The sequence below is a fragment of the Paeniglutamicibacter sp. GQ140 genome (genome assembly GCF_059759235.1).
Genome location: NZ_JCAXDW010000014.1, coordinates 60,526 through 74,651, shown reverse-complemented (window position 1 = coordinate 74,651; position 14,126 = coordinate 60,526). Strand labels below are relative to the sequence as shown.

The 14,126-nt window shown below is 59.2% G+C and carries 27 protein-coding genes and 1 tRNA gene; 27 read left to right on the top strand and 1 reads right to left on the bottom strand.

What is annotated here, in order from left to right; genetic code table 11:
* The first annotated feature begins 21 nt into the window (after window positions 1-21).
* From AC6CHY_RS17165 to AC6CHY_RS17125, 9 genes are read left to right on the top strand one after another with little or no spacing between them, the layout of a single operon-like run.
* Window positions 22-174 carry a hypothetical protein gene (locus AC6CHY_RS17165; RefSeq protein WP_498227511.1) on the top strand — a complete coding sequence of 51 codons (153 nt, stop codon included), beginning with the start codon at window positions 22-24 and terminating at the stop codon, window positions 172-174.
* The gene (locus tag AC6CHY_RS17160) at window positions 171-392 is read left to right on the top strand and encodes a hypothetical protein (protein ID WP_498227510.1); all 222 of its coding nucleotides are present in this window, start codon (window positions 171-173) and stop codon (window positions 390-392) included. Before AC6CHY_RS17165 ends, AC6CHY_RS17160 begins: the two co-directional genes overlap by 4 nt.
* Window positions 389-1,228 carry a DUF6378 domain-containing protein gene (locus AC6CHY_RS17155; protein WP_498227509.1) on the top strand — a complete coding sequence of 280 codons (840 nt, stop codon included), beginning with the start codon at window positions 389-391 and terminating at the stop codon, window positions 1,226-1,228. Before AC6CHY_RS17160 ends, AC6CHY_RS17155 begins: the two co-directional genes overlap by 4 nt.
* The gene (locus AC6CHY_RS17150) at window positions 1,225-1,509 is read left to right on the top strand and encodes a hypothetical protein (protein ID WP_498227508.1); all 285 of its coding nucleotides are present in this window, start codon (window positions 1,225-1,227) and stop codon (window positions 1,507-1,509) included. The genes AC6CHY_RS17155 and AC6CHY_RS17150 overlap by 4 nt, the downstream gene beginning before the upstream one ends.
* 4 nt (window positions 1,510-1,513) lie before the next feature.
* Window positions 1,514-1,735 (top strand): hypothetical protein, encoded by a 222-nt coding sequence (locus AC6CHY_RS17145; protein ID WP_498227546.1) that lies wholly within the window; start codon window positions 1,514-1,516, stop codon window positions 1,733-1,735.
* A complete protein-coding gene (locus AC6CHY_RS17140) occupies window positions 1,642-2,043 on the top strand; it encodes an HNH endonuclease (protein WP_498227507.1) in 402 nt (133 codons plus the stop codon). The genes AC6CHY_RS17145 and AC6CHY_RS17140 overlap by 94 nt, the downstream gene beginning before the upstream one ends.
* Window positions 2,044-2,062: 19 nt before the next feature.
* Window positions 2,063-2,875: a hypothetical protein gene (locus AC6CHY_RS17135; protein WP_498227506.1), complete on the top strand. Its 813-nt coding sequence runs from the start codon at window positions 2,063-2,065 to the stop codon at window positions 2,873-2,875.
* Complete coding sequence (locus AC6CHY_RS17130; protein ID WP_498227505.1) at window positions 2,876-4,123, top strand: replicative DNA helicase; 1,248 nt, start codon at window positions 2,876-2,878, stop codon at window positions 4,121-4,123.
* Between the two features lie 38 nt (window positions 4,124-4,161).
* Entirely contained in the window at window positions 4,162-4,437 is a 276-nt protein-coding gene (locus tag AC6CHY_RS17125; protein ID WP_498227504.1) for a hypothetical protein, read from the top strand.
* Between the two features lie 14 nt (window positions 4,438-4,451).
* Here the strand turns inward: AC6CHY_RS17125 and AC6CHY_RS17120 are convergent, their stop codons facing one another.
* Entirely contained in the window at window positions 4,452-4,613 is a 162-nt protein-coding gene (locus tag AC6CHY_RS17120; protein ID WP_498227503.1) for a hypothetical protein, read from the bottom strand.
* Window positions 4,614-4,777: 164 nt separating this feature from the next.
* Here AC6CHY_RS17120 and AC6CHY_RS17115 point away from each other — a divergent pair, with 164 nt between their 5' ends.
* From AC6CHY_RS17115 to AC6CHY_RS17030, 18 genes are all read left to right on the top strand, one after another.
* Entirely contained in the window at window positions 4,778-5,452 is a 675-nt protein-coding gene (locus AC6CHY_RS17115) for a hypothetical protein (protein ID WP_498227502.1), read from the top strand.
* Window positions 5,445-5,849 carry a RusA family crossover junction endodeoxyribonuclease gene (locus AC6CHY_RS17110; protein WP_498227501.1) on the top strand — a complete coding sequence of 135 codons (405 nt, stop codon included), beginning with the start codon at window positions 5,445-5,447 and terminating at the stop codon, window positions 5,847-5,849. Before AC6CHY_RS17115 ends, AC6CHY_RS17110 begins: the two co-directional genes overlap by 8 nt.
* A complete protein-coding gene (locus AC6CHY_RS17105; protein WP_498227500.1) occupies window positions 5,846-6,439 on the top strand; it encodes a hypothetical protein in 594 nt (197 codons plus the stop codon). Before AC6CHY_RS17110 ends, AC6CHY_RS17105 begins: the two co-directional genes overlap by 4 nt.
* Window positions 6,440-6,653: 214 nt before the next feature.
* Window positions 6,654-7,139, top strand: coding sequence for a 3'-5' exoribonuclease domain-containing protein (locus AC6CHY_RS17100; protein ID WP_498227499.1), 486 nt, complete (start codon window positions 6,654-6,656; stop codon window positions 7,137-7,139).
* Complete coding sequence (locus AC6CHY_RS17095; RefSeq protein ID WP_498227498.1) at window positions 7,136-7,696, top strand: hypothetical protein; 561 nt, start codon at window positions 7,136-7,138, stop codon at window positions 7,694-7,696. Before AC6CHY_RS17100 ends, AC6CHY_RS17095 begins: the two co-directional genes overlap by 4 nt.
* Complete coding sequence (locus AC6CHY_RS17090; protein ID WP_498227497.1) at window positions 7,689-7,904, top strand: hypothetical protein; 216 nt, start codon at window positions 7,689-7,691, stop codon at window positions 7,902-7,904. The genes AC6CHY_RS17095 and AC6CHY_RS17090 overlap by 8 nt, the downstream gene beginning before the upstream one ends.
* Window positions 7,901-8,089 carry a hypothetical protein gene (locus AC6CHY_RS17085; protein ID WP_498227496.1) on the top strand — a complete coding sequence of 63 codons (189 nt, stop codon included), beginning with the start codon at window positions 7,901-7,903 and terminating at the stop codon, window positions 8,087-8,089. The genes AC6CHY_RS17090 and AC6CHY_RS17085 overlap by 4 nt, the downstream gene beginning before the upstream one ends.
* A gap of 426 nt (window positions 8,090-8,515) precedes the next feature.
* On the top strand, window positions 8,516-8,743 hold the full coding sequence (locus AC6CHY_RS17080; protein WP_498227495.1) for a hypothetical protein: 228 nt from the start codon (window positions 8,516-8,518) through the stop codon (window positions 8,741-8,743).
* Window positions 8,740-8,982 carry a hypothetical protein gene (locus AC6CHY_RS17075; RefSeq protein ID WP_498227494.1) on the top strand — a complete coding sequence of 81 codons (243 nt, stop codon included), beginning with the start codon at window positions 8,740-8,742 and terminating at the stop codon, window positions 8,980-8,982. Before AC6CHY_RS17080 ends, AC6CHY_RS17075 begins: the two co-directional genes overlap by 4 nt.
* Window positions 8,975-9,220 (top strand): hypothetical protein, encoded by a 246-nt coding sequence (locus AC6CHY_RS17070; protein WP_498227493.1) that lies wholly within the window; start codon window positions 8,975-8,977, stop codon window positions 9,218-9,220. The genes AC6CHY_RS17075 and AC6CHY_RS17070 overlap by 8 nt, the downstream gene beginning before the upstream one ends.
* Entirely contained in the window at window positions 9,217-9,393 is a 177-nt protein-coding gene (locus tag AC6CHY_RS17065) for a hypothetical protein (protein ID WP_498227492.1), read from the top strand. Before AC6CHY_RS17070 ends, AC6CHY_RS17065 begins: the two co-directional genes overlap by 4 nt.
* Before the next feature lie 89 nt (window positions 9,394-9,482).
* Entirely contained in the window at window positions 9,483-10,004 is a 522-nt protein-coding gene (locus AC6CHY_RS17060) for a hypothetical protein (protein WP_498227491.1), read from the top strand.
* 291 nt (window positions 10,005-10,295) lie between these two features.
* Window positions 10,296-10,493, top strand: coding sequence for a hypothetical protein (locus AC6CHY_RS17055; protein ID WP_498227490.1), 198 nt, complete (start codon window positions 10,296-10,298; stop codon window positions 10,491-10,493).
* Window positions 10,494-10,798: 305 nt separating this feature from the next.
* Window positions 10,799-10,875 (top strand) — tRNA-Trp (locus AC6CHY_RS17050).
* A gap of 142 nt (window positions 10,876-11,017) precedes the next feature.
* Window positions 11,018-12,316, top strand: coding sequence for a hypothetical protein (locus tag AC6CHY_RS17045; protein ID WP_498227489.1), 1,299 nt, complete (start codon window positions 11,018-11,020; stop codon window positions 12,314-12,316).
* Window positions 12,250-12,516 (top strand): DUF7455 domain-containing protein, encoded by a 267-nt coding sequence (locus tag AC6CHY_RS17040; RefSeq protein WP_498227488.1) that lies wholly within the window; start codon window positions 12,250-12,252, stop codon window positions 12,514-12,516. The genes AC6CHY_RS17045 and AC6CHY_RS17040 overlap by 67 nt, the downstream gene beginning before the upstream one ends.
* Before the next feature lie 455 nt (window positions 12,517-12,971).
* Window positions 12,972-13,283, top strand: coding sequence for an HNH endonuclease (locus AC6CHY_RS17035; protein ID WP_498227487.1), 312 nt, complete (start codon window positions 12,972-12,974; stop codon window positions 13,281-13,283).
* Between the two features lie 444 nt (window positions 13,284-13,727).
* On the top strand, window positions 13,728-14,120 hold the full coding sequence (locus AC6CHY_RS17030; RefSeq protein ID WP_498227486.1) for a hypothetical protein: 393 nt from the start codon (window positions 13,728-13,730) through the stop codon (window positions 14,118-14,120).
* Window positions 14,121-14,126: the final 6 nt, after the last annotated feature.

Genomic DNA, 14,126 nt, shown 5'->3' with positions numbered 1-14,126 from the left:
AAATTCAAGACTGGTGATCGCGTGCGTGTCATCGAACCCGACGACCCACGCAACGACCACGTAGGCACCATCACCCATATCGACACCGACTTCTACTACACCTACGAAGTCACCTTTGATCAAGGGCAACGACACTACGCCGCCCACCACCTCGTACTCGGAGAAGACGAATGAACACGCTCGAAATCCTGGCGACAGTGTACACATGCGGTGTCGGGCTGTCCCTCATGTGCGGCATCGCGTTCTCGGCTGATGACACCGCGCAGTGGGCAAGCCAGAGAACGGGTGCACGCCTCGCCTTGCTTTCCCCGCTCTGGCCTTTGCTCCTGATCCGCCAAGTGATCCGGGGCTTCTTTTATCTCAACCGCAAAGCAGATTGGAAGAACCGATGAGCGACTTCAAAAAGGGCGACCGAGTGCGCAAGGTTGACTCAAGTCGACCCATGGGCACGGTCATCGAATTGACAAGGATCGGCACCGCGTGTGTGCGCTGGGACGGCTCGGGCCACAAGTCGGGCCTCTGGTACGAACCAAGCGAACTTACCCACGCCGCTCCTGCCCCGTTCAAGCGTGGCGACCGGGTGTGGATAGTCAACTCATCAGCGCCGACCGGAACCGTGGATTCAGTCTCCGAGGACGGGCGGATCGTGCATGTGCAGTGGCGCGAACGTTCAACCGCGCACAAGGTCGATGACCTCACGCACGCACCCACCCCCTTCCGCAAGGGCGACCGGGTTGAGCACGTCGATAACGCGCCGGGGTTCATCATGACTGTTGCCGCCGACCAGTTCACGAGCGGTGCTGTCGAAGTCACGCACCCCGATGGTTCGCGCCACGACTACCAATCCAAGTTCCTCAAACACGCCGATCCGGTGCCGACCATCCACGAAGCGACCATGAGCGCGCTTCACAAGAAATGGGACACAGGCCGCAACAAGGGCGAGACGAAGACCCGCGCCAAGACGCTACGTGAAGCCGGGAACCTCATCGGCGGTGACCGAGCCAACGACTACGACACCAAAGACGAAGCGGCCGGCAACTTCAACCGCATCGCCCAACTCTGGTCACCCATCCTCGGAACCACCGTCACCGCCACGCAAGTTGCACTCTGCCTCACCCAACTAAAAGTCGCCCGCATCATCGTCAACCCCACCAAACAAGACTCCTGGATCGACGCAGCAGGATACATCGCGCTCGGCTCCGAAATCGCAGAACAGGAAAGCAAATGAAACCCCAGATCATCCGAGCCGAAGACCTCTTGCCCGAAGACACCGGAATTGTCCTGCGGTGGATGGAAGCCAATGGGCTGCGCCATTACGTGCCCTACGATTCCGAGATCAAAGTCCACGGCAATCGATTCACTGTCGAAACTATTGACATCCAACGGACGAACGCAGCGCTCAACGGAACGACCAAGACCCACGGCCGCGCATGGTCCGAGAGTAGCAACGAAATGCCCATCAAAACCCGCACCTACCGCATCCGTCACGAACTAAAGGACATCCGGTGACCCCGTGCGCCAGCTGATTCAGAACACGGCAGTCATCACCCACGCGGCGGTTGACCTCGGACTAATCCTCATCCTCGGAACAACCGCCGCCGCACTCAACAAATGGGACGACATCAAAGGAAGGAGAAACAAATGGGAATCAGCAAGACCACTCGATACGAAGTGCTGCGCCGAGACAACCACGCATGCCGATACTGCGGAGCAAAAGCCCCGCTCGCTGAGCTAGAAGTCGACCACGTCATCCCAAGACATCACGGCGGAACTGACGACCCCTGGAACCTAACCGCAGCGTGCGTAGCCTGCAACCGAAGCAAAGGCTCAGGCATACCCAACGAACACGTTATCCAGGAGGTCCGAATGGATGAAGTGACATACGAGCAGAGCAAGGGGTTCCCCGCCAGCCCGTGCATGCACTGCTCCAAGCCTGTCCAGCACTTCCCGGACGATGAGAGCGACGACTGCCCGCAATGCACCCCATGTAACCTCGCCGTTTCAGACGCATACAGCGCGGGGGTGCGTAGTGGCACGCGATAGGGCAAACATCCGAACCGACATGCTCGGTGACGACAACTACCGCGACCTAACAATTATCGAACAATGGTTGTACAAGGTACTGCTGATCCACCCCACACTCAGCTATGCGGGCGTCGCAGAATGGAGGCCGGCACGATTAGCCGCAATGGCAGCGGGAGCCACCGTGGAGATCGTGAAGGGTGCGGCGGAGAGGTTGCAGGCCAAGCACTTCATCTACGTCGACGAGGCCACTGAGGAAGTCCTCGTGCGCTCATTCGTGAAGCACGACGGACTACTCAAGCAGTACCGGCTACCCGTGTCCATGGCGAACGACTATGCCGGGATTGCGTCACGGGAGATCCGCGAGTTCTTCGTCTACGAATTACAGCGACTCCACGAAGCAGATCCAACCATGAAGTGTTGGGAAGTTGACCGGGTGAAAGCACTGCTAAAGGGTCGTGCGGTCAACATGAAGCAGATAGCCCATGGCGACACCTTACCCATCACCTTTGCCGAGGGTTATGGCAACGGCTATGCCATAGACCCAGATCGGGGTTATGGGTTAGCTACAGCTACAGCTACTACTACAGCTACTAAAGAGTGTGTGCCCCCTTCTCGACGCAAGCCCGAAACACCACTGCCCGAAGCATGGGCACCAAACGAAGCACACACACAATATGCAAATGCTGAGGGAATCAACATCACCTTCCAGGCCGACCGGTTTACCAACTGGGCAAAAGCAAAAGATGCTCGATACCGAGACTGGGACGCAGCCTTCCGCAACTGGCTACTCAAGGCTGAGAAGTCTAAGCCAGCCGGATCGTCCCCATGGGACAAGAAAGGAATTCACTAGATGATCGACCTTGACACCGCCGAACTATCCGTACTCGGCTCACTACTACTCACGTCCGGGCGCATCCTCGAAGAACTCGACTTCGCACCGACCGACTACCGGCAACCGGCATACGAGTTCATTCACCGCACTGTCCAGGAAATGAAGAATGCGGGCAAGGCTATCGACCAGCTCACCGTCATGGATGCAGTGATGAAGACCGGCGAACGAATTGACCCGCTGATTCTGCACAAGGCTATGGAGGTCACGCCGACTGCATCGAACGCGCAACTGTATGCGGGCATCGTGACAGACGCGGCAACCATGCGCAGGCTCGGCGTTGCTGCCGAGCGGGTCAAGCAGATGATCGACGGTGGGGGCGATGCCGATGAAATCATGGAAGCATCCCGCAAAGAGATCGACGGCGCACAATCCTCCACGAAGTCGCAACCGGTGCAGTTCGTTGCCGACACCATGGAGGCGACCGTGAACTATCTTGAGTCGCCCATCGCATTCACGCCGACTCCCTGGCAGTCGTTGAACCAGATCATCGACGGACTCAAGCCCGGCGCGCTGTACGTCATTGGTGCTAGGCCGTCTGTGGGCAAGTCAGTCGTCGGGCTACAGCTCGCACGCGGACTTGCCGAGCACGGGTCAGTCGCGTTCATGTCCCTCGAAATGAGTGTCCACGACGTGAACGTGCGACTCATGGCCGCAGACCTCAAGATCGACATGCGCCGGCTCATGCGCAACGAACTCAACCCTGGCGATTGGAACAAGATCGGGCCTTGGATGCAAGGCCGCGGGGACATTCCTCTCGCTGTCAATGACAACACGGGGGCGAGCATCACGGACATCAAGCGGTTCGTGCGCAACGTCCACCGCCGCAAACCACTCGCCGGCGTCGTCGTGGACTATTTGCAGCTCATGGCCCAGCAGCCGGGAGATAAGAGCCCGCGACACGAGTTCGTTGCGGACATGTCAAGGCAGCTAAAGATCATGGCGATGGAGTTACGCGTTCCCGTGATCGCGCTTTCGCAGCTCAACCGAGGCAGTACGTCGCGGGAGGACCAGCGGCCCAAGATCAGCGACCTACGAGAATCCGGGGCCGTCGAACAGGACGCAGACGCAGTGATCCTTCTCCACCGCGAAATCGACACCGACAAGAAAGGCGAAATCGACATGCTCGTCGGCAAGAACCGCAACGGGCCAACCGGATCAACGTCCATGCAGTTCAGTGGACACTACGCAAGCATCCAAGACTACTAAGCCGCTCACATGGGCGGCATTTTTATTGGAAGGACATCATGAGCAACATGAATGGCAATACGCATTTTGACGCCGCGGCAATGGAACGCCCGCAGCTAGTCACCGAAGAAACCGCGAACGAAGGCTATGTCGCGGAAGAGGGAATCACTGACGAGACGATGCAGTTCAGCGCTCTCAACCGCATCGCCGAGGCCACCCTAGCACTCGCCTATGAGCAGCGGACGGCGAACCTGATCGCCGCCGCCGAAACCCTCGGCATCAGCCGCTCGCAACTCGCCGAACGCCTTGGCCGCACAGCTGAGGTGCCGAAGTGATCCCCGCCCGCGACCTAACCCGACAACACCTGATGCAGCACATCCAAGTCACAGAAGGAAAGACGTATGCAGGCATTCTCCGGCACTTCACGCACGCTCAAGACGGTGTGCACGTATTCATCACCAGCAGCGATAACGCCGTCATCGTCGGATCGTTCCGCCTTAACCCTGACCATGAAATCACACTAACCAGTGAGGCAGTCGGCGCAACCATCCCGGATTAACCCGCCACGTGCCCACCAGCGCGCGAACACGCCCACCCCGACACAAGCACACACCCAAACCAAACAAGGCCGCCCAGCACACGCAGGCGGCCTTCGCTATGACCAAAAGGAGCGACATGAAAACCATCATCAGCCTGTGCGACCTCACTGGCAACATGGTCCAACCGTGGATAGACGCCGGCTACCGGGCGTTCCTCGTGGACCCGCAGCACGGCACGACCAGAACCGAGGGCGCCGTGACCAAGTTTGCCGGCACTATCGAGGATGCCATGCCGGTCATCAGTGAACTCATCCGCGCCGGCAACGTCGCCGCGGTCTTCGGGTTCCCGCCCTGCACTCACCTCGCAGTGTCAGGAGCCAGGCATTTCCAGCGCAAGATGACCGACAAGTCTTGGGAGCACTACCAAGGCCCGAACATGTGGATTGACGCAATGCGGATCGTTCAAGAGTGCGCCAACATCGGGCAGCTTTCAGGGGCCCCGTGGTTCGTAGAGAACCCCACATCGCGAATTGCGACCCTATGGCGCAAGCCGGACCACTACTTCCACCCATCCGATTACACCGCGTACGAGCCTGACGATCACTACACCAAGAAGACCAGCCTTTGGACTGGCGGCGGCTTCGTCATGCCGCCCGCACTCCGGGCCTACTCGAAGCTTTGGGGTGACCCTGACGACCGCATCCACAAAGCGCCACCCGGTGCTGAGCGCGCCAACTTCCGCAGCGCAACCCCGATGGGATTTGCCAGGGCAGTCTTTGCCGCCAACGCCGCGGTGCCCAACCATGTATGACTTTCACGTATCCGGCATCCCGGCACCTCAGGGTTCGAAGCGGCATGTTGGCAACGGTCGGATGATCGAGTCGTCGAAGAAGGTGAAGCCGTGGCGTGCGGCGGTTCAGCTTGCATCGGCTCTTGCGCGCGGGTTTCTTGATCCGCTTGATGGGCCACTGGTGTTGTCGGTGGACTTTTATTTGCCAGCGCCGGCTAAGAGCAAGTTCGGCAATCATCCTGCTGGTCCGCCCGATCTCGACAAGCTCCTGCGCTCAACGTGTGACGGGCTTACGTCGTCCGGGATCATCGCGGATGACGCCCGCATTGTGTCCATCCACGCACGCAAACACTGGGCCGCAGACACTCCCGGTGCGCACATCCGAATCACCCCACTAGAACCAGGAGAACGACCATGAGCGACACCCCGATCTATGACGCGTTGAAAGCGGAGGCCGACTGGGCGTGGATGTCCCGGCCTTTCGAGCCGGTGACTGGTTCGGCATGGGTTGAGATCCTGCCTGACACGTCACGGTTCCAAGACATGTTGCGTGTTGGTGGTCGGCGTGCTGGCCGGTCGGCTGAGTGGGATCGGGTGGTGCAGCAGGTTGTCTACGGATCGACCCCGATCTATGACGACCTCAAGCGCGAACAGTTCAACGATACGGTTCGCCGGTCGTGGGATCGCGTGCGTGCGGCGGTCAAGAACAGTGAGTGGGCAATGCACCAGCTCGCCATCACGATGCATCATCCGGCGCTTGTTCCGGCCCGCGAGTATTCGGCTGAGACTCATGCGCTGTCACGGAGCACGGGTTGGTCGCTTGAGGACTGCGAAGACGTCATCACGCGGCTTGACAGGACCCCGATGCGCCCATTCCCGACACGTGGACTGGAAGCGCATATGGCGGTGCTGGATGAACTCACCGACCCCCGAACCCGCGCACTACCTAGCACCCGGAAACACTACCCGACGAGTAGCCCGTCTTGGGCGCGAAAGAGGTCACGGTGACCCCGTTAGAGGCCCGCACTGCTCAACGTGAGGCATCCGACAAGTCTCGCAGGTATTCGGAGGCAGCAACCCGACTGGCCGCGCAGTGGGAGGTAGCACAGGCCAACGCGACGACTCCCACGCAGAAGAAGCACGCGAACCAGATTCGCCGGCTACTCGAACAGAACCAGGATCGGGCTCGAGTCTGGGCCGCACGAGAGAAAGAACTAAACCAATGAGGTACTACTACGACACCGAGTTCCTGGATGACGGGTACAGCGTCGAACTTATCAGCATCGGAATTGTTGCTGAGGATGGCCGCGAGTACCACGCCGTGAATTTGAGTGCCCCATGGATTGCGATCACCACGAACGACTGGCTGATGGATAACGTCATGCCGCATCTGCCGGACGCTGAGGAGTGGAAGCCGAAGTCGCAGATCCGGGATGAGGTCAAGGCGTTCCTGCTGGATGGGTCGCCGCCCGAGTTGTGGGCATGGTTCGCGGCTTATGACCATGTTGTTCTCTCGCAGCTCTTCGGTCGGATGTTGGACATGCCCGCGGGTATCCCACAGTTTACGAATGATGTTCGGTCGCTCGTGGACTGGGCAAACGTGCGCCGACTACCCGCACAGGCTGGGACCGCGCATAACGCACTCGAAGACGCACGACACGTCAAGAAAATGCACGACTGGATCACCGAGAACAGGAATCGATCATGAGCTATGTCAAGGGTGACCGTGTGCGTATGCGGTCGAACCCAACACAGGTGGGCACGGTGACCGGTGAACGCGACCAAATGTTTCTGAGCTTCGTGGGGGTTCAGTGGCAGTCGGGCGACTTCGGATTCGTCGCACCATCGAACCTTGAATGGGCCGGGTCGAATATGACCCCGGAACACATCGAAGCCATAGAAGCAATCGCCGGAATGAGTAAGGCTGACCGGGCATCACTTGCCGCAGCTCACCGGATGGCAATGGAAGCTGTTGCGAACCTGACCGACCAAAACCGTACCGAACGCGGTACGGGAGTGGCGTCAAAACCTTCACCCGATGGCAAGGAATTGACCGAGCACTGCCGCGAGTGCCGGGATGAGCTGCCATACCGAGCGCCTGCCGTTCCAGCCGAGTTCATCCTCTGGGGCAAGTTCTTCCCGCCCGAAGCACTAGGCCCACGATGCTATGACCACGCCGAGTCGCATCTTGGGCACGCGGCCATGTCACGAATCGACCAGTACGCGGTGTTCGACCTGCGCATTCACGGGACACGCCGTGCTTGAAATCACCGCCGCCGAATTGTCCAGTGAGCATCTGGACAAACTCGCATCTGCTGCCTGGGATCACGTTTGGATGCAGCCCGTCCGGCTACTCACGTTCGAATCCGTCACTGACGCGCACGGGCGACTCATCCAACGAACCATCGTGTTCGCCAACGGAACCATCACCACCCGCCACCCCGACAAACTGAAAGTGAGAGTCTACCCATGACGCCAATAGTGTTCGTAACCATCTATGGAGCCACTGCGGGTTTGATCGCGGTGGTTTCCTTGTTTGCCGCGGTATTCACGCAGCGGTTCGCGTCCGTCCTGTCGGTCATTGCGGCCATCGCGGGATCACTCGCTGTATCCGCACTAGTCGCCGTCACTGTCATGCACCACGCGGGGCTGGCATGAGCGACGGCCTGCGCGCGCCCCGCACCTGCCTCCATGAATGGCAACCAGCGGGCATGGTATTTGAAACGCAACTGCTCGACCCCGAAGGCCGAGTGCGCATTCGGCAACCTGACATGCAGGCCGGACGCGTCTACATGGTCTGCCAGCGATGCGCTTGCCATACCTACATGACAACGCAATGGGTCGGATTCCAGATGTACGGGTCAGAACAAGCAATCAGAGACTCGGAAAAGCGCGGTCATTCATGCGCTGACAATGCATTCTCACGGCCTGCATGGGAATCGGAATGGGGCGACGAATGATCGGCCACTGGTCGACCTACGCGCCTGGCACTGGCTGGACATCCCGATACCGACACTGCACCACCTGCCATGTCGTCTGGCGCAACAAGAACGAGAAGCCCCTCATTCACAAAGGACGGAAGCCATGAACCTGCCCGGCCACCCCATCGAAGCCAAGAAGCCCGAACCACGCAAGAAGCGCGTGTACGTCGTGGAGCTAGACGCCGCAGACCGAAACGCCACCATCCACGCGAACTACATGCGGTCTGATGATGGCTTGGTGAGCTTCTGGCAAGACGTTGAGAACGCACCTGACACCCTCGAAGTCGCCTACCCACTCCACCGCATCCAATCCATCACGGAGGAACTGTGAGCGACCAAACGAAAGCCGCACTCGACCAAGCCATCCGCGACCACTTCAAAAGCTTCGAAGGCGGCGAAGAATACTTCGTCTCCGAATGGGTGCCAGTTGCGGCAGGAGTCGTGCCCGATGGTGAAGCCAACTCGCGCACCTACTGCTGGGACGATTCTGACATCGCACTACACCACCACATCGGACTTGTACGCAGGCACCTTGTCCGCTTCGAGGAAAGAGACACCGACGATGACTGACCACCGGCCAGATATTCCCGACCTCCCGCGTGGGTTCTTCTGGTTTGAGGATCGCCTGCCATCAGTCTGGAACAAGCGCGGGGTGCCAGCAATGACGATCCGGAAACGCACGATCTTCGGGTCAAGGCTCATTGCCCGTCAAGACATGACCATGCTCGACTACACGAGCGACTCACACGACCGCGACCTCATCCGCGAAAACGCACAACACGCACTAGGGAAGGTGATGGGGCTTTGAAGCGCGTCAACGTCTGGTGGCTCATCTGGCTCGTCGTATTGATCGGACTCAACACGGATGGGTACACGTGGTGGGGCGAATTTATCGTCGAACTGCTGCGAGGAATCTTCGCATTCATGTTCGTCAACTCCATCCAAAACGCCATCGACCATAGCGGAGGGAAGCCTGAATGATTTGCAGTCTTGTTGAGTGCGGGCAAGAGTCCAGCACCCTCCACCTTTGCGAGCAACACCGCTTCGAACTAGCCGACCTGCTCGATAACGTGGACTTCCTCATCGTCAACCTTGACCCGAACATCCAAGCGGGGAAGGTCACGAAGAAGGCAGGCGGCCAAGAGGGCGGCAACGGAACCAAATCAGCCGGCAGTCGACCGCCCGTGCAAATTGACACCAACCAGATCCGATACTGGCTCTGGGAAATCAAGGACATGAACGCCTACATCGAAGCCAGGGACAACGAGAACGCTGGCCGGACGCTCCACATGGCAAGAGAGTGGGTAGGCAAGGCGCGAACGGCTGTCTACGGCCCCGAAGATGAACACGTCGACCACGAAACCATAAGAGCCAAGCTAAGTGAAGACTTCCCTGAACCAGCCCCCCGCCAGGAAGCCTGCAACTACATAGCCGAGCACATGGGCATCAACATCCGAAAGTTCGACTTCGAGAACTGGGTCAAACGCCGAAAGCTCCGCTATGTGCTAGACCACATATCGAATCCGCGCTTCGAAAAACGACTCTACTTTCCCGTAGACATTCTTCGAACACACCAAAAGACAAGGCAATGATGCATTTGAACGAAAAATGGTGTACAGTCATTTGAGGCGCACATCTGTAACTAGTGCCAGAAGCCCAAGCCCCAATCCTCATCGGTTGGGGCTTTTTTAGTGCCCGAAAACAGGCACCCAAGAACCCGTTCGGCGGAGGTAGAGCCCGGCTCCCTCCCCGCACGCGGTAACAAGGTAGTTGATCAGCCGAAAGGTTAGGTGAACGTATCTGCCCGCGTCAGGCTCAAGACGCAACGCCGCTGGATGAGACATCGAACCGGCAACCAACACCCACCACGAAAGGCAACAACCATGGCCGTAGCAGTGACCACCAACTCCCTCGACATCGACACCTACCCCGATGCGACCGGATGGTTCGTGGATGACAACCGCATCCTGCACATTCTGAAAAAGAATTCCGGAAACATCGGCGTCTACCCGGACGGCGAATGGCTGAGGGCGTGGGAAGTCGAACCCGTCACACGCCCCGATGGACCCTTCGCCACCTAAAAGCTGGTCTTGGCTGCCGACCGATACTTGCAGCCCGCTAGCACCGTAATGCTAACCCGCGGACCTATTGCACGTCCGCACCAGCCAAACCCGACATGATCAAGTCGAGTCACTGGCAGCATCGGCAGATATGTTCTCGACGGTTCACGACCGACCGATGCACGCACCCTAAGGCCTCTGTTGCGACTCACTGCAATCAAGTCGAGGGGACGGTCACCTATGACCGCACGTACGGACGCGTGCGAAATAGGACAAGGCATCACGCGCATTAGCCCAGCAAACACTGGACCGCCTCTGATGCCACTGGGTCGGTAGCTCAACTGGTCGAGCAGCGGTCTCCAAAACCGCAAGATGCGGGTTCGAATCCTGTCCGGCACCGCCAAGCAACCGGCACGATCTAGCCGATCCGCCACAAACAACATCACGCAGCACCCAATTACAACCGAATAGGCAACATCCCGCCGATCCCCGGCATCCAACCAACCAGTGGATGCCATGGGCATTTCACGCGCCCAGGAGGAATCATGACCACCAAGCCATGCTATGCAGCAAGCAACCCCGCAGAAGCCTCCCCACGCACCCAACGCCGCCACACCGCCCAACAGTGCTTGTGCTATGGCGTCACCCGCGGGAATGGTGCACAGGCCAAGCCGGCCGCCACTGTGAACACACCAGCCGGCGAATCCGAAGCAGGCGACCACAACGGCACCGACGCCTACACGCTCACCAGCGACACCGCATGGGGCTACGAAGACTTCCGCCAGTTCATCGCATCAAAGGGCCAAGACCCGGACGCCGTAACATTCAACTGGGGCGTCACAAGCAACCCGGCAGGCGGCTACTGGAACAAGCTGAACGCTGTTCGACCCAAGACCGCGAAGGACGGCGGCGAACCAGCGTGGCCTGTCATTCAGCCCGCGCAGCCGGTCAACGTCCTCATCGGCAGGCTCCCCACGGCACCCCCGAGAGACATGAAACTCGCCATCAAGGGCGCAGACACGCAGATCGGGTTCCGACGCCTCCCAGACGGCACCATGGACCCCTTCCACGACGACAAAGCAATGGCCGTCTTCGTCGAAACCTGCGCACGCTTCCAACCAGATGTCATCCAGATCCTAGGCGACTTTCTCGACCTCGCATCCCAAGGCCGATTCGCCCAAGAAGCAGCATTCGCGCTCACCACACAAGCATCCCTTGACCGTGGGCACGAATTCCTGGCAACCCTGCGCGCCGCAGCACCCTCCGCGCGCATTGTCATCATCGAAGGAAACCACGACAAGCGCATGCAGAACTTCGTGGAAACCAACGCACTCGCCGCCTTCGGGCTCAAACGCGCAGGACTCCCCGCATCGTGGCCTGTCATGTCCATCCCCTACCTGCTCAGGCTCGACGACCTCAACATTGAGTACGTCGACGCCTACCCCGCAGCAACCGACTGGGACAACGACCTGACCCGAAACATTCACGGGACAAAAGCCAACAGCAAGGGCTCAACAACCGCACAGTACGTGTCCGACCTGCCCCACATCAACACATGGGCAGGTCACACACACCGCGCCGAAGTCACCTACAAAAGCGTCCTAGGCGCACGCGGCGAACCCATCGAATCCTACTCAGCTAACCCCGGATGCCTATGCCGCACAGACGGCGCAGTACCCTCCGTACACGGCTCAATAGGCGCAAACGGGACACCAGCACGCATCGTAGAAGACTGGCAGCAAGGGCTCGGTATGGCCTACTACAACGACACCGAATCATGGCCCTTCGTCTACCGCATCCGCAACGGACGCACCATCATCGAAGGCCAAACCATCACCGCATAGGAGGCGTCATGGCTGAGGTCATCAAGGCTAACTGGTGGGCAACTGATACTTGCGACCGATGCCCCACTGCTCGCCCAAAGGTCACCTACATACTCAAGAGTGGCGGCATCCTCATGATGTGCGGACACTGCTCACGCACGCACAGGGCGGCCCTAGAGGACTACCTAGAAGAAGAGATACACGCCCCGGTGGACGCATGATCGTCATCGGCATTGATGGCATCACCCTAGAGTGTCCAGACGCAACGGGCTGGACACTCACCGAGGGGCGCGTGCACGTCACCAGTGATGATGGTGCCGAGCATGGTGTATTCGCGCGCTGGGACTATGTCATAGACCCTGACGATTTCAGGGGTGCCCCAGCAGATGATGCGGGGGGAGTGCAAGACGTACCCCCTTGCGCAACACAGGGGCCCCCATGCGGTCATGCAGGCCACCCCGCCACATAAGCCCACCCCCTATGCACATGCCCACCCCCACACAATGGGGGCCAGGGCGTGCGCATAGGGGGTATAGGCGCGCGTGTAGGGGCAGGGCTAAATGATAGGGCACAGGGCGCAGGGCGCACATCGAGGGCTTGGACGCTAGGCATAGGCATGCACGCATTGACGCATGAGTACGCGCATAACGCATACGCATGAGCACGAGGTGATGACATGGCAACATCACGCACAGGCACAAGCGCATGGAAGAAGGTTCGCCTTCAAGCCTTGCGCCTTGCGCAACGTGAAGGGCTTGAACGCTGTCCATACTGTCGAGTAGAGATGAACTACACCAAAGGCTTGACGCCATCAAGCGCCGAGGTGGACCACATCGTGCCGCACAGCCGCGGAGGTAAGGATGTCATCGAAAACTGCAGAGTGTGTTGCAGGCGATGCAACCAATCCAAAGGCGACCGAGACAGCCCAACTCCCCACAGGGCAACAGTTCCGAACGTGAAGCCACTCAAGACGAGCAGGCAATGGTGACTGTCGCGGGCATTGTGTCAACACGAAACGGCGAGCGACGGCATGGCGGTACCCCCACCGGGTATGCCCCGCCCCCACCCCGCGGGTCGCCCCTCCAGGTGATAGCGAATTTTCACTCATGGCCCATTTTTTCCACACGGGCGCATGGTTCCCTTTTGATACTGATCGTTGACGTGGGCGTTTGTGCTTCCATCCAGTCGGGCTCCCGGTGCTCAGGTTTGCGCATCGCGCAATCGCCCAACTTCCGCGTAATCACTGGGTTTAAGTGTGACATTCCGGTATAATTGAAGCATGGATAGAACGTGTGAAGGCTGCGGGTGCTCGATGAATCTTTATCGTGCGGGCGCGAAGACGTGTTCGGCTCGTTGTCGCAAGCGGGCGTCTCGCCGGAAGTTGCCGGTTGAGTTGACCTCGCGTGCGCGGTGGGTGCGATGGAAGCCCATTATGCGCGGTCGCAAGATGACGAAGATGCCGGTTGACCTTGCGGGGTTGCCGGCGTCGTCTACCGATCCGGCTACGTGGTCCTCGTATGAGGACGCGCGCGGGTCGGGTGAGGGCGCGGGCTTGGGCTTCGTCGTGAATGGCGACGGGCTTGCGTGCGTGGATCTCGATGGTGTGCTGGTTGATGGTGTGCTTGATCCCCGTGCGGCTCGGTTCTTGGCTTCCCTTGATGCTTTTTATCTCGAGGTGTCCCCGTCTGGTTCTGGTGTTCATGCCTGGTTGTTTGGTGGTTCGCCGGACGGTCGGAAGGTTTTCAGTCTTGAGGATGGACTCAAGGTTGAGTGGTATTCGGATGGTCGCTATCTGACGGTGACCGGTAAGCGGTTTTCTATGTAGGAGGTG